Source organism: Chitinimonas lacunae, from assembly GCF_042650885.1.
GTDB lineage: Bacteria > Pseudomonadota > Gammaproteobacteria > Burkholderiales > Chitinimonadaceae > Chitinimonas_A > Chitinimonas_A lacunae.
The window spans coordinates 3,465,799-3,489,853 of record NZ_JBHSBU010000001.1; the positions used below are offsets into that span (position 1 = coordinate 3,465,799).

Sequence of the window (24,055 nt, forward strand, 5' to 3'; positions counted from 1 at the left end):
CTAACCCGGATTTCCAAACCAACGCTGTCGCAGGGCCTGCAAGCGGCTATCGCGCTCGGCTGCCAACTGCGGATCGCGTGCCGGATCGCCGCGCTGGGCGATTTCCTTCGACAAGGCCGTGCGCGCCTGCCGATAAGCCGCGGCCCGGCTGGCCGCTGCGGCATCGAACGCATCCTGGGCCGCAAGCTGCCGGGCTTCCTCGTCGCCCAGGAAAACCTGACGCAAGGTCTGCAACAAGGCGGTCCGCTCCTCACCGCTGACGCCGGCCAATGCCACCGTTTCCGCCTGTCTTAGCCGCTCCCACCGGCTTTCCCCCGCATCGAGATAGTCGAAATAGCCGCCGTAATGCTCCCGGCGCAGCGCTTCCAACCGCGCCAGCCGCACCTCGAACGGCAGGCTGGCCGCTTCCTGGCGGGCAAAGTCGGCCAGGGCCAGCCGGAAGGCCAGTTGAGCCTCTTCCTCGCCGTAGAGGGTGCGGGCGATCTCATCGCCAAAGTGCTCGCGCCGTGCCGTCTTGACCAGGGCAAAGCGCTCGCGCAACGGCAAAACGGTGGAAAGCCGCAGCTCGGCCACCTGCCGCTCGATCTCGGGCCGGGCGGCCAGCGCGCGTTGCAGCAGGCGGCGCATCGCTTCGGGCAGGCCGGCCAGTTCGCTTTCGGGAAAACCGGGACAGCGGCCGCCGCAACGCAAGCGTGCCTCGGTCAGCAAGGACAGCAGCGAGCGCCGTCCGAGGCCGGCTTCGCGCAGCAGGGCATGGCGCTGCGCCGGATCGGCCCAATTGACGCCATCGTCCTGCACCACCGTGGCAACCGATGGCGCTGGAGGGGCCGATGCAGTGGATTCTGCCCGCTGCGGAGCGGTCTTGGCCGGAGCGGCAGCCTTCGGTTCGGCAGCGGTGGCCGGGGGCGGCGCGACCCGTCCTGCCACCGTCGCCGCCACCGGATCGCCGCCGCGCCACCAGCCCAATAACAGCGTCAGGGCGGTGGCGCCCGTGATCAACACAAGGCGGCGCATGGCGCTAGAACCGGAAACGCCCGGCCAGGGCGAAGTGATCCGACAGTTCGCGCAGTCCCCATACGGCCGGGGCCAGCGAGCGGTACACCATCACTTCATTGCTGCTGAGCTGCGGCCGGCGATGGTGGCGTGCCACCAGCACATAGTCGAGGAATTCCCGATCGGGCGAAGCCAGGGCATTGAGTTCGGGATCGTAGGTATAGCGCGGACCGCTGACAGCCGGATGCTCGGCGTTCAGCAGCCGCAGCATCTCGGCGTAGTCATCGGCCGTGGCAAAGCGATCGACATTGAGGTCGCCCGCATAGAACAGCGGCTCGCTGTCGGGCAGCGCGAAACCGTCGACGAAACGTTTCATCGTATCGAGCTGGCTCAGGCGCACGGCGCGCTGGCTGCTGCCATTCCACGCCTGGGTATGGGTTCCGACAATATGGTAGGGCCGGCCATGCTTGATCACTTCGACCAGCATCGCCCCCTTGTTGGCCAGACAGTCGGTGCCGGCGCACTGGCTGTAGACGGTCTGATGCTCGCTGCTGATCGGCCAGCGGCTGGCGATGAATACGCCGCCGTCCTCATAGATATTGGCTTTGTCGACGATCTGGCTCTGATAGGGGAACTGCGGTGCCAGTGCGGCCCGCAGCCGGTCACGACAGCCGTTGTCGAAGGCTTCCGAGAACACCAGCACATCGTAGTTGACGGCCCGCGCCGGCACTTCGGCCCAGCGGTCGCAGATCTGCTTGGCGCCGATCACGCCCCAGATATTCCAGGCCAGGATTTTGAGCTCATTGTCGGTCGAGGCGGTTTCCCGTGCCGGCGCTTGCTGGATCACATAGTGGAAGTCATCGAAGCCGCCGGTCGCCTGGGCGCGGTAGGACACCAGCGAGAGCTGGCCGCCGAAGCGGGTGTGGCCGTTGTGGATCTCGCGGTCGCTCCACCAGCCATGGGCGAAATCGGCGCTGCGGGCCGAATGCCAGATGCTGCTGCCGATCAGCTTGCCGCGCAGTTGCTGTTGCAGCACCACGGCGCCGTCGCCCTGGCGCAAGGTCGTCTCGAACCAGAAGTGCTTGCCGTTGGTGATGCCTTCATCGCGATTCATCCACAGCACCTTGCGGGTAGCGTAGGCCGGAATCTCGTCGGTATAGCGCCCCCAATGGGTGCCTTCGACCAGTGGTTTATCGCCGCTCTGCGCCACCGCCACCTGCACGGGCCGTGGCGTATCGTTGGTGACGAAAATATAGGTTTCTGCCTGGACGGCGAACGCCGTCACGGCCGCAGCAAGGGCTGCAAGCCAGCGGGTGATACGCATCGGGTTGTCTCCTGGATCGTTGGTATACGGCCCACCTGCGGCGGGTCCGGTGGACGTCTGCATGCGCGTCCGCTGTCACCATAGAAAGCGAATACGTTGTTACCAATCAGCACGACGGTACGAAGTCGGTGCTGTCGCGGTTTCGCATCGTCAGGCCGGCAAGGGGTACGGATGTGCAAAGCCGCCACGCCACAGACAGCCCACTGTGCCCAAGGCACATGTCAGGCCGATGAGCGGCGGATGAAGGCTTGGTGAAGGGAAAATGTCGGCGGAGCGACGGGGGAGGGCGGAAAGAAGACGATTGTTAAATTAATATGCAAAATAATTGCAAGGAAGATAGCGGGCTGTAACCGATTTGGAAAAATCCTACTTTCCACCGCGTCCCCAGCGCCACCACAGCCGCCAGCCCAGCAGCAGCGCCAGCAGCGCGCCATAGAGCAACGGTTCGGTCAGATCGCGTTTGACCAGCCACAGATAATGGAGCACCCCGAGCACCGCCACGGCATAGACGCTGTAGTGGAGCCGCTGCCAGTTGCGCTTGAGCCGGCGCATCATGGCATCGGTCGAAGTCAGCGCCAGCGGCAGCAGCAGCACAAAGGCGGCAAAGCCCACGGTGATAAAGGGCCGCTTGGCGATATCGCGCACGATATCGCCAAGGTCGAAGAAGCGGTCGAGCCACAGATAGGTCAGAAAGTGCAGGCAGGCGTAGAAGAAGGCGAACAGGCCGAGCATCCGCCGCAGCCGCAGCAACGTGGGCCAGTTGCCGATCCGCCGCAGCGGCGTGATGGCCAGTGTGAGCAGCAGCAGGACCAGCGTCCAGGTGCCGGTCGAGCGGGTGATGAATTCGATCGGATTGACGGCTTGGCCGCTCAGGACGATCCATGCCATCCGCCCCAGCGGCAGCAGGCTCAGGGCAAAGACCAGGGATTTGAGGTAGCCGATTCGGGTCATGGCAGGGTTCGCTGAGGCAGACGGACAGCCTTTGGTCGGGTCAGGCGGCCTGCGCTTACAGCGCCTTGCTTCGTGGTCGCAGCGGCCTGGATAATCGACCTTTGCCTTTCGCCTACGCAAGAGTGTTTATGCGCGCCCTACCGTCTGCCCATCGCATCGTCGTCAAAGTCGGCTCCAGTCTGGTCACCAATGATGGCCGCGGCCTCGATCATCAGGCGCTCGGCCGCTGGGCTGCCGAGATCGCCGCCCTGGCGCGGCTGGGCCGCGAAGTGGTGCTGGTCAGCTCGGGCGCCATTGCCGAAGGGGTGGCGCGACTTGGCTGGATCAAGCGGCCCCATGCCCTGCATGAACTGCAAGCCGCCGCCGCCGTGGGCCAGATGGGGCTGGTCGAAGCCTATGAACGCTGCTTTCGCCAGCATGGCCTCAAAACGGCGCAGATCCTGCTGACCCACGACGATCTGGCCGACCGCACCCGCTATCTCAACGCCCGCTCGACCCTGCTGACGCTGCTGTCGCTCGGGGTGATTCCGATCATCAATGAAAACGACACGGTGGTGACCACCGAAATCAAATTCGGTGACAACGACACCTTGGGTGCGCTGGTCACCAATCTGATCGAGGCGGACGCGCTGGTAATCCTGACCGACCAGCGCGGTCTGTATCGGGCCGACCCGCGCAAATGCCCCGATGCCGAATTCGTCCATGAGGCCGAAGCGGGTCTGCCCGAACTCGAAGCGATGGCTGGCGGCGCCGGCAGTGGAGTCGGCACGGGCGGGATGTACACCAAGATCATCGCGGCCAAACGCGCCGCCCGAAGCGGCGCCCATACCATCATCGCCAGCGGCCGCGAAGAACAGGTGCTGACCCGGCTGGTCCAGGGCGAGTCGATCGGCACCCAGCTTACCGCCCGCACCAGCCGTATCGCCGCCCGCAAGCAGTGGCTGGCCGACCATCTGCAATTGCGCGGCACGCTGACGCTCGATGCCGGCGCCGTGCGCGCCCTGCGCGAACAGGGCACCAGTCTGCTGCCGATCGGCGTCACCCGCATCGAAGGCGAATTCCATCGCGGCGAAATGGTGCGCTGCCTCGACCCGGCCGGCGTGGAAGTCGCCCGTGGCCTGATCAACTACGACGCGGCCGATTCACGCCGCATCCTGGGGCTGCCGACCGGTCAGATCGAGGCCGTGCTGGGCTTTGTCGATGAACCGGAGTTGATTCATCGCGATAACCTGGTGGTGCTGTAAGCGCTGTCCGCCGTCGCCTGGGTGCCCCGATGGCCTGAACACCATCTCAATAAAACCGTGCCTCCCCTTCCGGTCGGGTCTTGAAGCGCTTGTGCAGCCAGAAATACTGGGCCGGCCGGGCGCGGACCTTGGCTTCGATCAGGCTGTTCATCCCGATGGTGTCGGCCACCGGGTCGTCACTGGGGAAATCGGTGAGCGGTGCTTCGATCTCCAGCACATAGCCGTCCGCTTCGCGCCGCACGAAACAGGGCAGCACGGCGGCGCCACTGGCCCGGGCCAGGCGGGGCAGGCCGGTGATGGTGGCGGCTTCGACCCCAAAGAACGGCACGAACACCGATTCCTTGGGGCCCAGATCCTGGTCGGGCAGGTAGTAGAGGCGAAAGCCTTCCTTGAGCGCACGCAGCACCGGGCGGATGCCGTCCTGGCGCGAGATCAGCCGGCCGTTCTGTTGAAAGCGCAGCCGCTTCTCGTGGATCAGGGCATCCAGGCTGCGGTTTTTCTGCCGGGTATAGATATCGGCCATCGGCACATCGATGGAGAGGCGGATCCCGGCCATCTCCAGACCGGTGAAATGAGCGCCCAGCAGGATGACCGGATGCCCGGCCTGGGCTTCCAGATGGTGCAGACCTTCGATGCGCACCAGCCGCTTCATCTGCTCGGGCGTGGCGTACCAGCAGTAACCGTATTCGAGCAGCGTGCGGGCCATTTCGACGAAGTGGGCGCGCAGCAGCCGGTCGCGGGCGCGCTGGTCGAGTTCGGGCAGGCACAGCGACAGATTGATCCGGCCTACCCGACGCCGCTCCAGGGCAAACAGATAAAGCAGATGGCCCAGCAGCGTACCGAGCCGCCCCAGCAGCGAAAAAGGCAGCCAGTGCAATAGCCACATCAGGGCCTGGACAGGACGGGTCATGCCGCCTCCGGCGCGCCGGCTGGGCGCTTGTAACGGTTGTAGCTCCACAGGTATTGCGTCGGTGCCATACGGATCAGGTTCTCGATATTGCGGTTAAGGGTCAGGGCATCGGCCTCGCGCTCGCCGCGAAACTCGCCCTGCATCGGCAGGATATGGACCACATAGCCCCGCCCCCAGCTCAGCCGTTCGGCGAAAAAGAACAGCACCACCGCGTCGGCGGCGGTGGCAAGCCGGGGCAACAGGGTCATGGTATAGGCCGGACGGCCAAAGAAATCAGCCCAGACGCCTTCGCCGGCGCCCGGTGCCTGATCGGGCAGGATGACGGTGGCTTCGCCACTCTTGAGCGCCTTGAGCAATTGGCGTACCCCGGCTGCGGTGGCAGGTGCCGTGCGGCCTTTATCGCGCACCCGGCCGGCGTTCATCAGCGGTTCGAGCCAGCGCAGCTTGGGCGGTCGATACATGGCCGTCAAAGGATAGGGCAGACGGGTGCTGATATAACGTCCGGCGACATCAAAGGCGCCCAGATGGGGCGTCACGAAGATCAGCGGCCGTTGTGCCGCCAGCGCGGCATCGACCAGTTCCCAGCCCTGACAGCGCCGTACCAGCGCCGCCACGGCACTCGAAGGACGACCCCAGGCAGCCAGCAGTTCGAACGCACCTTTTCCGTGTTCGCGTATGGCCCTATGTAACAAACGGTTATAACAAACCCCTTGCGCGGCCAGACCACTCTGTCGCACATTGTCGCCCAGCCGGCGACGGTAGCTGCCGTCAGCCAGATAGGCCATCCAACCGGCCAGCACGCCGAGGCCTTGCAGCAGCCATAATGGCCACCAGGCCAAGAATTTCAGACAAACGGTCAGCATCCGGTAAGCCCATCGATCGAACGCGGCATTGTAGCGGCTTGCGGCGACGAATACCGTAGGCGGACCGTTCCAGAACCCAAGAGGAATCATCCCATGCGCGAATTTCTGTTCACCTCGGAGTCGGTCTCGGAAGGCCATCCCGATAAGGTGGCGGATCAGATTTCTGATGCCATTCTCGATGCCATCCTGGCCCAGGACAAACACGCCCGGGTGGCGGCCGAAACCCTGGTGAATACCGGTCTGTGCGTGCTGGCTGGTGAAATCACCACCCACGCCAATGTGGACTATATCCAGGTGGCACGCGACACCATCAAGCGCATCGGCTACGACAGCTCGGAACTGGGCTTTGACTACAAGGGCTGCGCGGTACTGGTGGCCTACGACAAGCAGTCGCCCGACATCGCCCAGGGCGTCGACGAAGGCCGCGGGATCGACCTCGATCAAGGGGCCGGTGACCAGGGCCTGATGTTCGGCTACGCCTGCGACGAAACCCCGACCCTGATGCCGCTGCCGATCTATCTGGCCCACCGCCTGACCGAACGGCAGGCCGAACTGCGCAAGGATGGCCGCCTGCCCTGGCTGCGCCCCGATGCCAAGAGCCAGGTGACCATCCGCTACGACGCCGATACCGGCCGTCCGCTGTCCATCGACGCCATCGTGCTATCGACCCAGCATCACCCCGATATCGCTTACCAGGTGCTGCAAGAGGCGGTGATCGAAGACATCATCAAGCCCGTGCTGCCGCCTGAGCTGGTCAAGGGCGATATCAAATACTTCATCAACCCGACCGGTCGCTTCGTGATCGGCGGCCCGCAAGGCGACTGCGGTCTGACCGGCCGCAAGATCATCGTCGATACCTACGGCGGGGCTGCTCCGCACGGCGGTGGCGCCTTCTCGGGCAAGGACCCGTCCAAGGTCGATCGTTCGGCTGCCTATATGGGCCGCTATATCGCCAAGAACGTGGTGGCAGCCGGTCTGGCCCGTCAGTGCCAGGTCCAGGTGGCCTACGCCATCGGTATCGCCCAGCCCGTGTCGATCATGGTCGATACCTGGGATACCGGTAAGATCCCGAACGAACAGATCGTCGAGCTGATCAAGCGCCATTTCGATCTGCGTCCCAAGGGCATCATCCAGTCGCTCGACCTGCTGCGCCCGATCTACAGCAAGACTGCCGCCTACGGCCACTTCGGCCGCGAGGAACCCGAGTTCAGCTGGGAAGCCACCGACAAGGCCGAAGCGCTGCGCGCCGACGCCAAGCTGTAAACCGGCCGCTGGCCCGTCCGCCAAGGCGCCCCGATTGAAATCGGGGCGTTTTTTATTTTTTGTTTATATACCGCTAGGAATCTTGCAGCCTTTTTGCTGATAATTTGTATTTTGCCGTAGATGCCTTCATTGAAGCGCAACGGGCCCGCCAGCATCGCCTCCCTCGTCTGCCTGGTTGCCGTAATGCTTTTCAACCGTCCGGCTTACAAAAAATTTCCGCGCCGTCGAAGGCGATAAGCCGCAGTCGGTAAACGAGCGTATTCCAGATCTGGCGCGCATCGGCGCGCTGTCATGAAGGACCGGCAGGGGGCGGACGGCCCGGTCAGGCCGTGCCGGAGCCGCTTGCACGCTGGCGCTGCGGTCCTTAGACTGCGCCCGACCTGCATTTCTCGAATTCCCATCCCATGGCTGCCGCTCCCCAATACGACGAATCCTCGGTCAAGGTGCTCAAGGGTCTGGAACCGGTGAAGCACCGGCCCGGCATGTATACCCGGACCGAGAACCCGCTCCATATCGTCCAGGAAGTGATCGATAACGCCGCCGACGAGGCGCTGGGCGGCTTTGCCCGCACCATCGCGGTGACGGTGCACCAGGACGGCTCGATCTCGGTGGCCGACGACGGCCGGGGCATTCCGGTCGGGTTGCACCCCGAGATGAAGGTGCCGACGGTCGAGGTGGTGTTTACCCAGCTCCACGCCGGCGGCAAGTTCAACAAGAAGGACGGCGGCGCCTATTCGTTCTCGGGCGGTCTGCACGGGGTCGGGGTGTCGGTCACCAACGCCCTGTCAACCCGGCTCGAAGTCCGGGTCAAGCGCGAAGGCATGGAGCACGCGCTGGCCTTTGCCGACGGTTTCGTGGTCGAGCCGCTCAGCGCGCTGCGTGAGGTCGGCAAGCGCAATACCGGCACCATGGTGCGCTGCTGGCCCGATCCCAAATATTTCGATTCGCCGACCATCCCGCTGGGCGAACTCGAACATATCCTGCGCTCCAAGGCCGTGCTGCTGCCTGGCATCACCGTGACCCTGGCGCTGGAAAAGCGCGACGGCTCGGTGGAGCAGAAAAGCTGGAACTACCCCGACGGCCTCGCCGGCTATCTGAGCGAGCGGCTGGCCGATATCGAACTGGTGGTTCCGCTGTTCAAAGGCGAGCGTTATATCAGTGAAGAAAGCGATAGCTTCGCTCAAGGCGAAGGTGCCGCCTGGGTCATTACCTGGACCGAGGAAGGCGCCACCGCGCGCGAGAGCTACGTCAACCTGATCCCCACCCCCTCGGGCGGCACCCACGAAACCGGTCTGCGCGACGGCGTGTTCAATGCGATCAAGAATTTCGTCGATCTGCACAATATGCTGCCCAAGGGCGTTAAGCTGCTGCCCGAAGACCTGTTCGCCCGGGCCTCCTTTGTATTGAGCGCCAAGGTGCTCGACCCGCAGTTCCAGGGCCAGACCAAGGAGCGCCTGTCGAGCCGCGATGCGCTGCGGCTGGTATCGAGCCAGGTGCGCGACCCGTTCGAGCTGTGGCTCAACGAGCATCTCGAATACGGCCGCAAGCTGGCCGATCTGGCGATCCGCCAGGCACAGAGCCGGATGCGGGCAGCCAAGACGGTGGTCAAGAAGAAAAGCTCGGGCGTGGCGGTGCTGCCGGGCAAGCTCACCGACTGCACCAGCGACGATGTCAGCCGGCGCGAGCTGTTTCTGGTCGAGGGCGATTCGGCCGGCGGCTCGGCCAAGCAGGGCCGCGACAAGGACTTCCAGGCCATCCTGCCGCTGCGCGGCAAGGTGCTCAATTCCTGGGAAGTCGACCGCGACGAGCTGTTCCTCAATAACGAAATCCACGATATCGCCGTGGCCATCGGGGTCGATCCGCACACGATCGAGCAACAGGTCGATCTGTCCAATCTGCGCTACGGCAAGCTGCTGGTGATGTCGGACGCCGATGTGGACGGCTCGCATATCCAGGTGCTGCTGCTGACGCTGTTCTGCCGCCACTTTCCGCAACTGGTGCAAAACGGCCATGTCTATATCGCCCAGCCGCCGCTCTATCGGATCGATGTGCCAGGCCAAGGCAAGAACAAGCCGCCCAGAAAGCTCTATGCGCTCGACGATGGAGAACTCGAGGCCGTGCTCGACAAACTGCGGATGGAAAAGGTACGTGAAGGCAGCTGGCAGATCAGCCGCTTCAAGGGCCTGGGCGAAATGAGTGCCGAGCAACTGTTCGACACCACCATGAACCCCGACACCCGCCGCACCCTCAAGGTCGAATTCGATCCGGTCGAAGGCGTCACCACCCGCACCATGACCATGCTGATGGGCAAAGGTGAAGCCTCGGCCCGCCGCGCTTGGCTCGAAACCAACGGCAATCTGGCGGAAGGCGATATCTGACCGGCAAGCCTGTTCTCATTCGTTATGGCCTCCACTTTTGCTCTGTCGGAGGCGGCGTGGAAGGCAAAGTGGCTTGATGCCTTATTGTCTGCGTTCAACAGTCAGCTTGTGACGAACACGAAGACGGTTCATGGGGCAACGATTCATTCCACCTCGGAGCTGCGCGTCCGGGCAGGCCATTCTGAGCGAGAATGGGTATAGGCTAGAGCCGAGACCGCTGAGGCCAGAAAAACAATAGCCATGCGTTTTTTGCATGGCTATTTTTTATATGAGCAATAGAAAGTAAAGCAGATAGGCTGTTATTTATGCGTAAAACGCATAGCTGAAGAGAGCCATCGGTAGAGTGGGAGGCGATTTTCAGGCGTGCGCCACCGGCTCGGTATAGGCCAGCGCGGCAAAGCCGACGACACAACCCGCTTCCCCGGCGGTATCGCCCGAATTGCGCAGATCGAGCAGATGCGGCCTGAGCCCATGGCGCTGGGCGGCGCGCACCAGGCCGTTGAGCGGGGTGGCGCCGCAGGCTTGGTCGTGGCTGATTATGCCGTCGAGCGTCAGCAGGGTATTGCAGGTCTGCTTGTCAACGCGCTGGGCCAGCGCATAGGGCAGGTAGTGCGACAGGTCGCTGCTGACCACGATCAAGGTCTCGGGGCCGCCCCAGACCTGTTCGAGGACATCGGCCACCTCGTCGGCCAGGGCAGCGCCCACGGCCAGCGGCAGAATGGTGAACTGCGGCAGCAGCCGCTGTAGAAACGGTAACTGGACTTCGAGCGAATGTTCGAAGGTATGGGCGCCCGGCACGGTCGTCACCTGGGACAGGGCCAGGGCGCGGGCGGCCAGTTCGGCATCGAGGGCGACTTCGCCAAGCGGAGTGGAGAAAGCAGTGACACCCGGCAGCGCCAGACCGCGCAGCGGGGCACGGTGGGCAGGTCCGAGCAGCACCACCCGTTCGATGGAGCGGCCGCGTAAGGTCCGGTAGGCGCAGGCGGCTACCGGGGCGCAGACCTGATAGGTCGCATGCGGCACGACCAGGATCTTGGCGCTCAACTCAGGTGCGGTCAGGGCGGGGTGCAGCAGCGCATCGACGGTGTCGAGCAGGACTTCGCGGTCCTCGGGGTAGAAAACCCCGGCCACGGCCGGCGGGCGGACGGTGTGGTCGGTCGGCATCGTGGGACTCCTCGACTCGGTGTTCAGGGCTGTAGTTTGCACTTCTGTCAGCGCCGGTCAACCGAAAATCCACATCGGACTTTCGAATTTTTAAGGAGAATCAAAGGCTTGTAAGTGGGCTGCCATGGCGCGCCGCAGCATGGGCGGCCACTGGTCCGGCAAGTCCGCTGCGCGAATCTGCCGCTTGCGGCGCTTTTGTCGTAGAATACCGACCCTTTATCATTTGTTTTCAGGCACTTGCCATGCATTATCCTGACCGGTTCGACGTTATCGTAGTCGGCGGCGGCCATGCCGGAACCGAAGCGGCGCTTGCTGCGGCGCGGATGGGCGTTAAAACCCTGCTGCTGACCCACAATATCGAAACCCTGGGCCAGATGTCGTGCAACCCGTCGATCGGCGGGATAGGCAAGGGCCATCTGGTCAAGGAAGTCGATGCCCTGGGTGGTGCCATGGCGCTGGCTACCGACCTCGGCGGCATCCAGTTCCGCATCCTCAATTCCAGCAAAGGCCCGGCCGTGCGTGCCACCCGGGCCCAGGCAGACCGGGTCCGCTATAAGGCGGCGATCCGCTCGATGCTGGAGAACCAGGCCAATCTCACCCTGTTCCAGCAGGCGGTCGATGATCTGGTGGTCGAAGGCGACCGGGTGGTCGGGGTCGTCACCCAGATCGGCATCCGCTTCGACGCCCGTGCGGTGGTGCTGACGGCGGGTACCTTTCTCGCCGGCAAGATCCACGTCGGCCTGGAAAACCATACTGGCGGCCGTGCCGGCGACCCGGCTTCGGTCACGCTATCGGCCCGACTGCGCGAGCTGAAGCTGCCCGTCGGCCGACTCAAGACCGGCACCCCGCCGCGTATCGACGGCCGCACCATCGATTTCTCCGGCATGACCGAGCAGCCCGGGGACGATCCGACGCCGGTATTCTCGGTCCGTGGCAACCGGGCCATGCATCCGCGCCAGTTGCCGTGCTGGATCACCCATACCAATGAACGCACCCACGAGATCATCCGCTCGGGCTTTGACCGCTCGCCGATGTTTACCGGAGTGATCGAAGGCGTCGGGCCGCGCTACTGCCCGTCGATCGAAGACAAGATCAATCGTTTTGCCGACAAGGATAGCCATCAGGTATTCCTTGAACCCGAGGGGCTCGATACCAACGAGTTCTACCCCAACGGCATCTCGACCTCGCTGCCCTTCGATATCCAACTGGCGGCCGTCCGCTCGATCCAGGGCCTGGAGAACGCCCATATCCTGCGGCCGGGCTACGCCATCGAATACGACTATTTCGACCCGCGCGCGCTCAGGGCGAGCTTTGAAACCAAGTCGATCCACGGCCTGTTCTTCGCCGGCCAGATCAACGGCACCACCGGCTATGAGGAAGCGGCTGCCCAGGGGCTGTTTGCCGGCATCAACGCCGCCTTGCAGGTGCGCGAGCAGGAAGCCTGGACGCCGCGCCGCGATGAAGCCTATCTGGGCGTGCTGGTCGACGATCTGGTCACGCGCGGCGTATCCGAGCCCTACCGCATGTTCACCAGCCGGGCCGAATTCCGTCTGCAACTGCGCGAGGACAACGCCGACCTGCGCCTGACCGAAATCGGCCGCCAGCTGGGCGTGGTGGACGATGCGCAATGGGCGCTGTTCTGCCGCAAGCGCGATGCGATCGCGGCCGAGCGGCAGCGTCTGGCTTCCACCTGGGCCAATCCGCGCCTGGTCGAGGAGGCAGAGGCGCAGCGTGTACTGGGGCAGTCGATCGAGCGCGAATACACGCTGGAGCAGTTGCTGCGCCGTCCCAACGTGGACTACGCCGCCTTGATGAGCCTCGCCTGTGCGGGGCCCGGGGTCGATGATCCGCTGGTGGCCGAGCAGGTGGAGATCCAGGTCAAGTACGCGGGCTATGTCGAGCGTCAGAACGACGAAGTGGCGCGGCGTGCCGAGATCGAAACGGTCAGGCTGCCGGCCGACCTCGATTACGCCCGGGTGCCGGGGCTGTCGAAGGAAGTGCAGCAGCGGCTCAATCAGCATCGCCCCGAGACGCTGGGACAGGCTTCCCGCATCCAGGGCATTACACCGGCGGCCATCGGCCTGCTGCTGGTCCATCTCAAGCGCGGCTTCAAGGAAGCGCGCTGCGACGACAGGAAGATCGTATGAGCGAGGCGCTACAGGCACAACAACTCGAACAGGGCCTAGACCGGCTCGGACTGACGCTCGATCCGGTCCAGCAACGGCAACTGCTCGACTATCTGGCGCTGCTGAGCAAATGGAACAAGGTCTATAGCCTGACCGCGATCACCGAGCCGTCCAAAATGGTGTCACACCATCTGCTCGACAGCCTGGCGGCGCTGGCGCCGATTGCTGCGCGCCACCCGGCGACGCTGGCCGATATCGGCTCGGGTGGCGGCCAGCCGGGCATTCCGTTCGCCATTGCCCGGCCCGACTGGCGCATCGTGCTGCTCGACAGCAATCACAAGAAGACCAGTTTCCTCAAGCAAGCCACTATCGAGCTGGGCCTTGGCAATGTCGAGGTGGTATGCGACCGGGTCGAGCAGTTCCGCCCGGCGCAGGGCTTCGATATCGTGACTTCGCGCGCCTTTGCCGATCTGGCCGACTTCGTGCGCTGGACCCGCCATCTGCTGGCGCCGGGCGGCCGCTGGGCGGCGCTCAAGGGCGTCCATCCGTTTGAGGAGATTGCGGCGCTGCCGGCCGATGTCCGGATGCTCGGGGTCGAACCGCTGCCGGTGCCGGGGCTTGAGGCCGAACGCTGTCTGGTCTGGGTCGAGGAGGCCGCCTGATGCGTACCATTGCCATCACCAACCAGAAGGGCGGAGTAGGCAAGACCACCACGGCCGTCAATCTGGCGGCCGGACTTGCCCTGCGCGATTGCCGTGTGCTGCTGGTCGATCTCGACCCGCAGGGCAATACCAGCATGGGTTCGGGTGTCGATAAGAATGCGGTACGGCGCCATGTTTACCATCTGCTGCTGGGCACGGCCACCTTGGACGAGGTGCGGGTCCGTACCGAGCACGGCTACGATTTGCTGCCGACCAATCGCGAGCTGGGCGGCGCCGAGATCGAACTGATCGAGGTGGAAGGCCGCGAGACCCGGTTGCGCCATGCATTGGCTACCGTGGCCGACGAATACGACTTCGTGCTGATCGACTGCCCGCCGGCGCTCAATCTGCTGACCGTGAACGGACTGGGTTGCGCGCAAGGGGTGCTGATCCCGATGCAGTGCGACTACTACGCGCTCGAAGGTCTGACCGATCTGGTCAATACCTTGCGTAAGGTGCGGCAGACGCTGAACCCGCGTATCGAAATCTATGGCCTGCTGCGCACCCTGTACGACGCCCGCTCGACCCTGGCGCAACAGGTGACGCAGCAGTTGAGCGAGCATTTCGGCGACAAGCTGCTCGCGACCACCATTCCCCGCAATATCCGGTTGGCCGAAGCACCCAGCTACGGCCGGCCGATCTTCGCCTACGACAAGGCATCGCGCGGCGCACTCGCCTATGGGGCGCTGGCCGACGAGCTGCTGGCGCGTCTGGCCGGAAAGTAGGAATCCCCTTATGGCAAAACTCAAAGGATTGGGCCGTGGCCTCGACGCCCTGTTGGGCGCGGTCGAACCGGTTGAAGAACGTTTGCAATCATTGCCGCTGCATTATCTGCAAGCAGGCAAATATCAGCCGCGCAGCCGGATGGACGACACCTCGCTCGACGAGCTGGCCGATTCGATCCGGGCCCAGGGCGTAATCCAGCCCGTGCTGGCGCGTGAGCTGGGGGTGGACCGGTACGAGATCATCGCCGGCGAGCGGCGCTGGCGGGCGGCGCAGCGGGCGGGGCTGAGCGAGATTCCGGCCGTGGTGCGCAAGGTCAGCGACGAAGCAGCGCTGGCCATGGCGCTGATCGAGAATATCCAGCGCGAAGACCTCAATCCGCTGGAAGAGGCACTCGGCCTGCAACGATTGATCGATGATTTCGGCCTGACCCATGACGCCTGTGCCCAGGCCGTAGGCAAATCGCGCAGTGCCGTCACCAATCTGCTGCGGCTGCTCAATCTGGCGGAACCGGTACAGGAGCGGCTCGCAGCGGGCGAAATCGATATGGGACACGCCCGGGCGCTGCTGAGCCTGCCGGTATTGCGTCAGATCGAGCTGGCCCGGCTGGTGGCCGAGCGGGAATTGTCGGTGCGCGAAACCGAGAAACTGGTGCAGCAGGCGCAGGACAACGCACCGGCCAAGCCAGTGCAGCGGGTCGACCCTGACCTTGCTCGCTTGCAGGAAGACCTGTCCGATCGCTTGGGCGCCAAAGTATCGATCGCAGCCGGCAGCAGGGGACGCGGCCGGGTGACCATCGAATATGCCTCGCTCGATCAGCTCGACGGGCTGATTGCGCGGCTGCGCGCTGAAGGCTGAGTGCCGCCGGGACCGGCGGTGGTGTTGAATTTTCGTCCGAAAAAACAGCCAATTAGGCTGGCTTTTTGGCTGTTTTGCTTGACCGATGCCACGACAGACCGCTAATATCCGCGAGTTTTCACGGCCCACCCCACCCGGGGCACAGCTCGTGAAGCAGATTCGCACCGTGCTGATCGCGATGTCGGCCCTGACAGTGGCCGTTGCCGCGACAGCGTTTTTTTTCGCCGGCCCCCAAGCGATGCTCGCCGCCCTAGGTGGTGGCTCGAGCCAGATCGTGGCGGTGTTGGCGTACGGATGGATCGTCCGATCCAAAGGAATTCCGGCCCCCAAGGAAATGCTGGCTAAGCATTTCCTCGGTGAAATCGTCAAGATCATGCTGGCGCTTGCGCTGATGGTCGTCGGTTTCTACCTCAGCGGGGCGAACGTTGCCTGGTTCGCCGGGGCGTTCCTGGCCGCTTTGGCGGCCTACTGGCTGGTACTGATTCTCAAATAATCAACTGCTAACTAACCATGTCGGCTGCACATCACCAACCCGCGAATCCTTCCGAATATATCCAGCACCACTTGGTCAACCTGCGCACGCCGCAGGAAGGCGGTGGCTTCAATACCATCCACCTGGACACGCTGGCCATCAGTTTGTTCCTGGGCTTCCTGTTCGTCGCGGTATTCGCTTGGGTCGCCCGTCGCGCCAGCGTCGACAAGCCTTCGCGTTTCCAGCTGTTCATCGAACTAGTGATCGAGCTGGTCGATAGTCACGTCAAGGAAATCTTCCACGGCAAGAGCAAGCTGGTCGCTCCGCTGGCCCTGACCGTGTTCGTCTGGGTGTTCCTGATGAACGCCATGGACTTTATCCCGGTCGACGCGCTGCCCTGGTTCGGCCAACACGTCCTGCATCTGCCTTATCTGCGCGTCGTGCCGACCGCCGATATCAACCAGACGCTGGCCATGTCGCTGACAGTGATCGCCATGGCCATCATGCTGGGCATCAAGGCCAAGGGGCCGGTTGGCTTCTTCAAGGAATTCGTCACCACCCCGTTCCACGCCGAAAACCCGATCATGGTGGCCATCCTGGTCCCGATCAACATCTTCATGCAGCTGGTCGAGTACGGCTCGCGCGGCCTGTCGCTCGCGCTGCGTCTGGTCGGCAACATGTTCGCCGGCGAGCTGGTGTTCATGCTGATCGCCCTGTTGCCGTGGTGGGGTCAACTGATCCCCGGTGCCGCCTGGGCCATCTTCCACATTCTGATCGTTCTGCTGCAGGCCTACATCTTCATGATGCTGACCATCGTGTATTGCAGCCTGGCGGTTGAAGAGCATTGATTTCGCTGTTTTTTTCTTGACTCACCATCCTCACTTTTAGGAGCAACATAAATGGAAAACCTGGCCCTGATCGCTAACGTCCAGAGCTTCACCGTGATCGCCATCGGCCTGATGATCGGCCTCGCCGGCGTCGGTGCCGCCATCGGCGTGGCCCTCGTTGGTGCCAAGTTCCTGGAAGGCGCCGCTCGCCAGCCGGAATCCGCTGCCGCCCTGCAACCGAAGCTGTTCGTGATCGCCGGTCTGGTGGACGCCATCTTCATTATCTCGGTTGCCGTCGGCCTGTTCTTCGCCACCGCCAACCCGCTGCTGGCTCGTCTCGGCTAATTGTCGCGATCTGAAACACTGCGAATTAGTCTGAAACCTGTCAGGGGATAAACATGGACATTAATGCGTCCCTTATCGGGCAAGCGCTGGTCTTCATCATCCTGATCGCCTTTGTGATGAAGTTTGTCTGGCCGCCGCTGATCGCGACCCTGGACGAGCGCGCCAAGCGCATCTCCGACGGTCTGAGCGCCGCGGAAAAAGCCAAGCATGACCTGGTGCTCGCCGAGAAAGGCGCCGCCGAGGAACTGCGCCGCGCCAAGCAGCAAGCGACCGAGATCATCGGTCAGGCTGAAAAGCGCGCTAGCCAGCTGATCGAAGAAGCGAAGGAACAGGCCCGGATCGAGGGCGACCGCCTGATCGCCGGCGCTCGCGCCGAACTGGATCAGCAAGTCCATCAAGCCAAGGAAGACCTGCGTCAACGCGTGTCGGAACTGGCCGTCGTCGGCGCCGAGAAGATCCTGCGTCGCGAAGTGGACAGCGCTCGTCATGCCGACCTGCTGACCTCCCTCAAAGCGGAACTGTAAAAGCTCATGGCAGAACTCATTACCGTCGCAAGACCCTACGCCGAGGCCGTATTCCGGCTGGCGAAGGAAGCGAACGCGCTGCCCGCCTGGTCCGATGCGCTTGCGGTGCTGGCTGTCGCAGCGCGTGACCCTTTGGCAGCCGAGTTCGCCGCCAATCCGCGATTCGGCGCCAAGCAGGTCCAGGCGCTTCTGATCGAGCTGCTGGGCGCCCGGGCGACCGAGCCGGTCACGAGCTTCCTTGCCGTGCTGCTGGAAAACCGCCGCTTCGTGCTGCTGCCGCTGATTGCCGAACTGTTCGAACAGTACAAGGCCACCGAGGAAGGCAGCGTGGAAGCCCAGATCGAATCGGCCTTCGAACTGACGTCCGAACAACTGGCCGACCTCACGCAGATGCTCGCAGAGCGTTGCAAGCGCCGGGTGACGGCCACCGTCAGCGTGGTCCCCGAGTTGATCGGCGGTGTGCGGATGACGATCGGTGATGACGTCATCGATGCTTCGGTGCGCGGCAAGCTCGCGAGCCTCAGTGCGGCCCTCACCAGTTAGGAGTAAACATGCAATTGAATCCTTCCGAGATCAGCGAACTGATCAAGAGCAAGATTCAGAATCTGTCCGGCGGCACTGAGACGCGCACTACGGGTACCGTGGTCTCGGTGACCGACGGTATCGTCCGCGTTCACGGCCTGTCGGATGTGATGCAGGGCGAAATGCTCGAATTCCCCGGCAATACCTTCGGTCTCGCACTGAACCTGGAGCGCGACTCGGTCGGCGCCGTGGTTCTGGGCGAATACGAACATATTTCCGAAGGCGCCGAAGTCAAGTGCACCGGCCGCATTCTGGAAGTGCCGGTCGGTCCGGAACTGATCGGTCGCGTGGTCAACGCGCTGGGTCAGCCGATCGACGGCCGTGGCCCGATCAACGCCAAGCAATCGAGCCCGATCGAAAAGATCGCTCCGGGCGTGATTGCCCGTCAGTCGGTGTCGCAACCGCTGCAAACCGGTGTCAAGGCGATCGACGCCATGGTGCCGATCGGTCGTGGCCAGCGTGAGCTGATCATTGGCGACCGCCAGACCGGTAAGACCGCTGTTGCCCTCGATGCCATCATCAATCAAAAGGGCACCGGCGTTATCTGTATCTACGTTGCCATCGGCCAGAAAGCCTCGTCGATCGCCAACGTGGTGCGCAAGCTCGAAGAGCATGGCGCCATGGGCCACACCATCGTGGTGGCCGCTGCGTCGTCCGAGTCGGCTGCCATGCAGTTCATCTCGGCCTACTCCGGCTGCGCCATGGGCGAATACTTCCGCGACCGTGGCCAGGACGCCCTGATCGTTTACGACGATCTGTCCAAGCAAGCTGTGGCCTATCGCCAGATTTCGCTGCTGCTGCGTCGTCCGCCGGGCCGTGAAGCCTATCCGGGCGATGTGTTCTACATCCACTCGCGCCTGCTCGAGCGTGCCGCCCGCGTCAACGCCGACTATGTCGAGAAGCTGACCAACGGCGAAGTCAAGGGCCAGACCGGCTCGCTGACCGCACTGCCGATCATCGAGACTCAGGCAGGTGACGTGTCCGCCTTCGTGCCGACCAATGTGATCTCGATTACCGACGGCCAGATCTTCCTGGAAACCGACCTGTTCAACGCCGGCATCCGTCCCGCCATCAACGCGGGTATCTCGGTGTCGCGCGTCGGTGGTGCCGCGCAGACCAAGGTGATCAAGAAGCTCGCCGGTGGTATCCGTACCGCACTGGCCCAGTACCGCGAACTCGCGGCCTTCGCCCAGTTCGCTTCGGACCTCGACGAAGCCACCCGTAAGCAGCTCGACCGCGGTCGTCTGGTGACGGAACTGCTGAAGCAGGCCCAGTACGAGCCGAAGAAGGTGTCGCAGTTGGCGGTGATGCTGTACGCCGTGGAAAAGAACCTGGCCGACGATATCAAAGTCGAGAAGGCCCTGGCGTTCGAAGCTGCGCTGTACGCCTATGTCAAGGCCAACCACCCGGCCATCATCGAAGAGATGGACACCAAGGGCGAGCTGTCGGGCGACAACGACAAGAAACTGGCGGAAGCCATCAAGTCGTTCAAAGCCACTGGCGCCTATTGATTTGAACTGACAAGGAAAGGTTCGAATCATGGCAGGCGGCAAGGAAATTCGCAGCAAGATCAAAAGCGTCCAGAACACGCAGAAGATCACCCGCGCCATGGAAATGGTGGCTGCCAGCAAGATGCGTAAGGCACAAGAGCGCATGAAGGCGGCGCGCCCCTACGGGGAGCGCATCCGCAACGTGACCGCTCACCTTGCGCAGAGCTTGCAGGACTACAGCCACCCCTTCCTGGTCAAGCGCGATACCGTCAAGCGTGTCGGCCTGATCGTGGTTTCCACCGACAAGGGTCTGTGCGGCGGTCTCAACACCAACGTGTTGCGTGCCGCCGTCAACCAGATGAAGTCCTGGCAACAGGCCGGCATCGAGACCCAGGTCAGCACCATCGGCGGCAAGGGCTTCGGCTTCTTCCAGCGCATGGGCGCCAAGGTGGTCTCGCATGTCGCGGGCCTCGGCGACACGCCGCATCTCGACAAGCTGATCGGGCCGGTCAAGGTGCTGGTTGATGCCTATATCGCCGGCGAGATCGATCAGATCCATATCGTCTACACCCGCTTCATCAACACCATGAAGCAGGAAGCGACGGTCGAACAGTTGGTGCCGATTCCGGCCGACCGCATCAAGCCGGTCGCCCAGCATACCTGGGAATATCTGTACGAACCGGCCGCTCAGCCGGTGGTGGACGATCTGATGGTCCGTTATCTCGACGCCATGGTTTACCAGGCCGTGGCCGAGAATATGGCTTCCGAGCAGAGTGCGCGGATGGTGGCGATGAAGGCGGCGTCCGATAACGCCGGGACCGTGATCGGTGAACTGAAGCTGGTCTACAACAAGACCCGTCAGGCAGCGATCACCAAGGAACTGTCGGAAATCGTCGCCGGCGCGGCCGCGGTATGACGACGCGAAACGAATTACTGAAATTAGGAAGGCAACGATGAGCCAAGGAAAGATTGTGCAAATCATCGGCCCGGTCGTCGACGTGGAATTCCCGCGTGACGGCCTGCCCAGGGTCTTCGATGCGCTGAAGCTCGAAACGCCTGAACTGACGCTGGAAGTCCAGCAGCAGCTCGGCGACGGTGTGGTGCGCGCGATTGCGATGGGCTCGACCGATGGTCTGAAGCGCGGCATGGCCGTGCTCAACACCGGCAACCCGATCTCGGTGCCGGTGGGCAAGGCCACGCTGGGCCGGATCATGGACGTGCTGGGTAACCCGGTGGACGAGGCCGGTCCGGTCGAATCCGAAAACCGCTGGGCCATCCACCGCAAAGCCCCGCAGTTCGACGAACTGAACCAGTCGGTCGATCTGCTCGAAACCGGTATCAAGGTGATCGACCTGGTCTGCCCGTTCGCCAAAGGCGGTAAGGTGGGTTTGTTCGGTGGCGCCGGCGTGGGCAAGACCGTGAACATGATGGAGTTGATCAACAACATCGCCAAGGCTCACTCGGGTCTGTCGGTGTTTGCCGGTGTGGGTGAGCGTACCCGTGAAGGCAACGACTTCTACCATGAAATGAAGGACTCCAACGTGCTCGATAAGGTGGCCATGGTGTACGGCCAGATGAACGAGCCGCCGGGCAACCGTCTGCGCGTGGCGCTGACCGGTCTGACCATGGCCGAGTACTTCCGCGACGAAAAGGACGAATCCGGCAAGGGCCGTGACGTGCTGCTGTTCGTCGACAATATCTACCGCTACACCCTGGCCGGTACCGAAGTGTCGGCGCTGCTGGGTCGTATGCCGTCCGCCGTGGGCTACCAGCCGACGCTGGCCGAGGAAATGGGCCGTCTGCAAGAGCGCATCACCTCGACCAAGACCGGTTCGATCACTTCGATCCAGGCCGTGTACGTGCCTGCCGATGACTTGACCGACCCGTCGCCGGCCACCACCTTCGCCCACTTGGACGCCACCGTGGTGTTGAGTCGTGATATCGCCGCCCTGGGTATCTACCCGGCCGTCGATCCGCTCGATTCGACTTCGCGTCAGCTCGATCCGCAAGTGGTGGGTGAAGAGCATTACCAAGTGGCGCGTGGCGTGCAGTCGACGCTGCAACGCTACAAGGAACTGCGCGACATCATCGCGATTCTGGGTATGGACGAACTGTCGGCCGAAGATAAGCTGGTGGTGGCCCGCGCCCGGAAGATCCAGCGTTTCCTGTCGCAGCCGTTCCACGTCGCCGAAGTGTTCACGGGCAGCCCGGGCAAGTATGTGTCGCTCAAGGACACGCTGCGCGGCTTCAAGGGCATCCTTAACGGCGAATACGACCATCTGCCGGAGCAGGCCTTCTATATGGTCGGCACGATCGAAGAAGCGGTCGAAAAAGCCAAGACCCTCTAATAAGGCAGGTGGAAGATGGCCATGACGATGCATGTGGACGTGGTAAGCGCGGAGCAGCTGATCTACTCGGGTACGGCCGAATTTCTGGCCGCCCCGGGAGAGCAGGGCGAAATCGGCGTGCTGCCGCGTCATGCCCCGCTGCTGACGCGTATCAAGCCGGGCGTGTTGCAGATCCGGGTGGCTAACTCGGGCGGCAAGGAAGAACTGATCTATGTGTCGGGCGGCATTCTCGAAGTGCAGCCCCATGTAGTCACCGTGCTGGCCGATACCGCGATCCGTGGCGCCGATCTGGACGAGGCCAAGGCCGCCGAGGCGAAGAAACGCGCCGAAGAAGCCCTGGCCAACCGTGCCGCTTCGCTGGACTACGCCAAGGCCCAGGCTGAACTGGCCGAGGCCGTTGCCCAACTGGCGGCCATCCAGAAGCTGCGCAAGCGCCCCCACTGAGTCGCGTCCGTGGCTCGACAGCCGAAAGGGCAACCGTAAGGTTGCCCTTTTTCCTTTGTGGCGCCGCCACCATTTACGGCGGCCGCGTCGGACCCGATAATCGCGCCCAACCCCATTCCCGCTATCGGCTGCCCTGGAGATCCGCCATGAGCGTTGCCCTCAATATCGTCGTCCTGGCCGCCGGCCAGGGCAAGCGCATGAATTCCCGTCTGCCCAAGGTGTTACAGCCGCTGGCCGGTCGGGCACTGCTGGCCCATGTGCTCGACTGTGCCCGGGCGCTGGCGCCGCAGCGTCTGGTGGTGGTGCATGGCCACGGCGGCGAGCAGGTGCGGGCGGCCTTTGCCGCCGAGACGGATATCGTCTGGGTGGAACAAGCCAGCCAGCTCGGCACCGGTCATGCGGTACAGCAGGCGCTGCCTGAGCTGGTCGAAGGCACGGTGCTGGTGCTCTATGGCGACTGTCCGCTGGTGACGCCGGCCACGCTGCAAAGACTCTTGACGGCCGCCGACGCCGAGGGTCTGGCGATTCTGACTGCCGAACTGGCCGATCCGACCGGCTATGGTCGCATCGTGCGCGATGCTGCCGGCCGGGTACAGCGGATCGTCGAGCACAAGGATGCCGATCCGACCGAGCGGCTGATCCATGAAATCAATACCGGCTTTGTCGCCGCCCCGCTCCATTGCCTGCGCGACTGGCTGCCCCGGCTGCATAACGGCAATGCCCAGGGCGAGTACTACCTGACCGATATCGTGGCCCAGGCGGTCGCCGATGGGCTGACGATTGCCACCGAATCGCCGTCCTGGCCCGGCGAGGCTGACGGCGTCAACGACCGTCGCCAGCTGGCCGCGATGGAACGCACGCTGCAACGGCGTCAGGCCGACGGTCTGCTGGCCGCCGGCGTCACCCTGCTCGACCCCGACCGTTTCGACCTGCGCGGCCGGCTGCGGGTCGGACGCGATGTGTCGATCGATGTCGGCTGTGTCTTCGAAGGCGAAGTCGAGCTGGGTGATGATGTCCGGATCGGCGCGCATTGCGTGCTCAAGGATGTCCGTATCGCCGCCGGCACCGAGGTGGCGCCGTTCTCTCATCTCGACGGCGCCGACATCGGCCGCGATGCCCGGATCGGCCCCTATGCCCGTCTGCGCCCCGGGACTCGGCTGGCTGACGCGGTGCATATCGGCAATTTCGTCGAGGTGAAGAACAGTGTGGTGGGCCATGGCTCCAAAGCCAATCACCTCACTTATCTGGGCGACGCCGATATCGGTGCCAGCGTCAATGTCGGGGCTGGTACCGTTACCTGCAACTACGATGGCGCCAACAAATGGCGCACGACGATTGAAGATCGGGTCTTCGTCGGCTCGGGTTCGATGCTGGTGGCGCCGGTGCGGCTGGGGGAGGGTGCCACCATCGGCGCCGGCTCCACCATCACGCGCGATGCCCCGCCGGAACAACTGACGCTTGAACGCTCGCGCCAGGCTTCTATCGCTGGTTGGGAGCGGCCGGTTAAACAGCCTAAGTCCTGAGT

At 63.4% G+C, this 24,055-nt stretch carries 23 protein-coding genes; 17 read left to right on the forward strand and 6 right to left on the reverse strand.

Annotated elements, in window-relative coordinates:
• The 3 genes from ACFOW7_RS14910 to ACFOW7_RS14920 all read right to left on the reverse strand — a co-directional run bounded on the left by ACFOW7_RS14910 (position 1) and on the right by ACFOW7_RS14920 (position 3,268).
• Complete coding sequence (locus ACFOW7_RS14910) at positions 1 to 1,014, reverse strand: lipase secretion chaperone (RefSeq protein ID WP_378165663.1); 1,014 nt, start codon at positions 1,012 to 1,014, stop codon at positions 1 to 3.
• A 4-nt stretch (positions 1,015 to 1,018) separates the two neighbouring features.
• The gene (locus ACFOW7_RS14915; RefSeq protein ID WP_378165665.1) at positions 1,019 to 2,317 is read right to left on the reverse strand and encodes a sphingomyelin phosphodiesterase; all 1,299 of its coding nucleotides are present in this window, start codon (positions 2,315 to 2,317) and stop codon (positions 1,019 to 1,021) included.
• A 366-nt stretch (positions 2,318 to 2,683) separates the two neighbouring features.
• Positions 2,684 to 3,268: a protein-methionine-sulfoxide reductase heme-binding subunit MsrQ gene (locus ACFOW7_RS14920; protein WP_378165667.1), complete on the reverse strand. Its 585-nt coding sequence runs from the start codon at positions 3,266 to 3,268 to the stop codon at positions 2,684 to 2,686.
• Between the two features lie 128 nt (positions 3,269 to 3,396).
• Here ACFOW7_RS14920 and proB point away from each other — a divergent pair, with 128 nt between their 5' ends.
• The gene (gene proB, locus ACFOW7_RS14925; protein ID WP_378165669.1) at positions 3,397 to 4,512 is read left to right on the forward strand and encodes a glutamate 5-kinase; all 1,116 of its coding nucleotides are present in this window, start codon (positions 3,397 to 3,399) and stop codon (positions 4,510 to 4,512) included.
• 46 nt (positions 4,513 to 4,558) lie between these two features.
• On the opposite strand, the gene ACFOW7_RS14930 is transcribed toward proB, so the two are convergent.
• Positions 4,559 to 5,422, reverse strand: a complete 864-nt coding sequence (locus tag ACFOW7_RS14930; protein WP_378165672.1) for a lysophospholipid acyltransferase family protein — start codon at positions 5,420 to 5,422, stop codon at positions 4,559 to 4,561.
• Positions 5,419 to 6,375, reverse strand: a complete 957-nt coding sequence (locus ACFOW7_RS14935; RefSeq protein WP_378165675.1) for a lysophospholipid acyltransferase family protein — start codon at positions 6,373 to 6,375, stop codon at positions 5,419 to 5,421. The genes ACFOW7_RS14930 and ACFOW7_RS14935 overlap by 4 nt, the downstream gene beginning before the upstream one ends.
• A gap of 3 nt (positions 6,376 to 6,378) precedes the next feature.
• Between ACFOW7_RS14935 and metK the strand changes: the two genes are divergently transcribed.
• Both metK and parE read left to right on the forward strand, forming a co-directional pair.
• Positions 6,379 to 7,548 carry a methionine adenosyltransferase gene (metK, locus tag ACFOW7_RS14940; protein ID WP_378165678.1) on the forward strand — a complete coding sequence of 390 codons (1,170 nt, stop codon included), beginning with the start codon at positions 6,379 to 6,381 and terminating at the stop codon, positions 7,546 to 7,548.
• A 404-nt stretch (positions 7,549 to 7,952) separates the two neighbouring features.
• A complete protein-coding gene (gene parE, locus ACFOW7_RS14945) occupies positions 7,953 to 9,926 on the forward strand; it encodes a DNA topoisomerase IV subunit B (protein ID WP_378165681.1) in 1,974 nt (657 codons plus the stop codon).
• A 357-nt stretch (positions 9,927 to 10,283) separates the two neighbouring features.
• Here the strand turns inward: parE and amrB are convergent, their stop codons facing one another.
• Positions 10,284 to 11,090 (reverse strand): AmmeMemoRadiSam system protein B, encoded by an 807-nt coding sequence (gene amrB, locus ACFOW7_RS14950; RefSeq protein ID WP_378165683.1) that lies wholly within the window; start codon positions 11,088 to 11,090, stop codon positions 10,284 to 10,286.
• Positions 11,091 to 11,332: 242 nt separating this feature from the next.
• Here amrB and mnmG point away from each other — a divergent pair, with 242 nt between their 5' ends.
• The 14 genes from mnmG to glmU all read left to right on the forward strand — a co-directional run bounded on the left by mnmG (position 11,333) and on the right by glmU (position 24,053).
• A complete protein-coding gene (mnmG, locus tag ACFOW7_RS14955; RefSeq protein WP_378165685.1) occupies positions 11,333 to 13,237 on the forward strand; it encodes a tRNA uridine-5-carboxymethylaminomethyl(34) synthesis enzyme MnmG in 1,905 nt (634 codons plus the stop codon).
• Positions 13,234 to 13,878, forward strand: a complete 645-nt coding sequence (gene rsmG / locus ACFOW7_RS14960) for a 16S rRNA (guanine(527)-N(7))-methyltransferase RsmG (RefSeq protein ID WP_378165687.1) — start codon at positions 13,234 to 13,236, stop codon at positions 13,876 to 13,878. The genes mnmG and rsmG overlap by 4 nt, the downstream gene beginning before the upstream one ends.
• On the forward strand, positions 13,878 to 14,642 hold the full coding sequence (locus ACFOW7_RS14965; RefSeq protein WP_378165689.1) for a ParA family protein: 765 nt from the start codon (positions 13,878 to 13,880) through the stop codon (positions 14,640 to 14,642). Before rsmG ends, ACFOW7_RS14965 begins: the two co-directional genes overlap by 1 nt.
• Before the next feature lie 10 nt (positions 14,643 to 14,652).
• Complete coding sequence (locus ACFOW7_RS14970) at positions 14,653 to 15,498, forward strand: ParB/RepB/Spo0J family partition protein (RefSeq protein ID WP_378165691.1); 846 nt, start codon at positions 14,653 to 14,655, stop codon at positions 15,496 to 15,498.
• A 148-nt stretch (positions 15,499 to 15,646) separates the two neighbouring features.
• Positions 15,647 to 15,991, forward strand: a complete 345-nt coding sequence (locus ACFOW7_RS14975; protein WP_378165693.1) for an ATP synthase subunit I — start codon at positions 15,647 to 15,649, stop codon at positions 15,989 to 15,991.
• 17 nt (positions 15,992 to 16,008) lie between these two features.
• Positions 16,009 to 16,818 (forward strand): F0F1 ATP synthase subunit A, encoded by an 810-nt coding sequence (gene atpB / locus ACFOW7_RS14980; RefSeq protein ID WP_378165695.1) that lies wholly within the window; start codon positions 16,009 to 16,011, stop codon positions 16,816 to 16,818.
• Positions 16,819 to 16,869: 51 nt separating this feature from the next.
• Positions 16,870 to 17,142 carry a F0F1 ATP synthase subunit C gene (gene atpE / locus ACFOW7_RS14985; RefSeq protein ID WP_449252234.1) on the forward strand — a complete coding sequence of 91 codons (273 nt, stop codon included), beginning with the start codon at positions 16,870 to 16,872 and terminating at the stop codon, positions 17,140 to 17,142.
• Positions 17,143 to 17,195: 53 nt separating this feature from the next.
• A complete protein-coding gene (locus tag ACFOW7_RS14990; protein ID WP_378165697.1) occupies positions 17,196 to 17,666 on the forward strand; it encodes a F0F1 ATP synthase subunit B in 471 nt (156 codons plus the stop codon).
• 6 nt (positions 17,667 to 17,672) lie between these two features.
• Positions 17,673 to 18,209, forward strand: coding sequence for a F0F1 ATP synthase subunit delta (locus ACFOW7_RS14995; protein WP_378165699.1), 537 nt, complete (start codon positions 17,673 to 17,675; stop codon positions 18,207 to 18,209).
• A gap of 8 nt (positions 18,210 to 18,217) precedes the next feature.
• Positions 18,218 to 19,759, forward strand: a complete 1,542-nt coding sequence (atpA, locus tag ACFOW7_RS15000) for a F0F1 ATP synthase subunit alpha (protein ID WP_378165701.1) — start codon at positions 18,218 to 18,220, stop codon at positions 19,757 to 19,759.
• Between the two features lie 28 nt (positions 19,760 to 19,787).
• On the forward strand, positions 19,788 to 20,654 hold the full coding sequence (atpG, locus tag ACFOW7_RS15005) for a F0F1 ATP synthase subunit gamma (RefSeq protein ID WP_378165703.1): 867 nt from the start codon (positions 19,788 to 19,790) through the stop codon (positions 20,652 to 20,654).
• 37 nt (positions 20,655 to 20,691) lie between these two features.
• Positions 20,692 to 22,086: a F0F1 ATP synthase subunit beta gene (atpD, locus tag ACFOW7_RS15010; protein WP_378165705.1), complete on the forward strand. Its 1,395-nt coding sequence runs from the start codon at positions 20,692 to 20,694 to the stop codon at positions 22,084 to 22,086.
• A gap of 15 nt (positions 22,087 to 22,101) precedes the next feature.
• Positions 22,102 to 22,530, forward strand: a complete 429-nt coding sequence (locus tag ACFOW7_RS15015) for a F0F1 ATP synthase subunit epsilon (RefSeq protein WP_378165707.1) — start codon at positions 22,102 to 22,104, stop codon at positions 22,528 to 22,530.
• A 146-nt stretch (positions 22,531 to 22,676) separates the two neighbouring features.
• Complete coding sequence (glmU, locus tag ACFOW7_RS15020) at positions 22,677 to 24,053, forward strand: bifunctional UDP-N-acetylglucosamine diphosphorylase/glucosamine-1-phosphate N-acetyltransferase GlmU (protein ID WP_378165709.1); 1,377 nt, start codon at positions 22,677 to 22,679, stop codon at positions 24,051 to 24,053.
• Positions 24,054 to 24,055 lie beyond the last annotated feature (2 nt).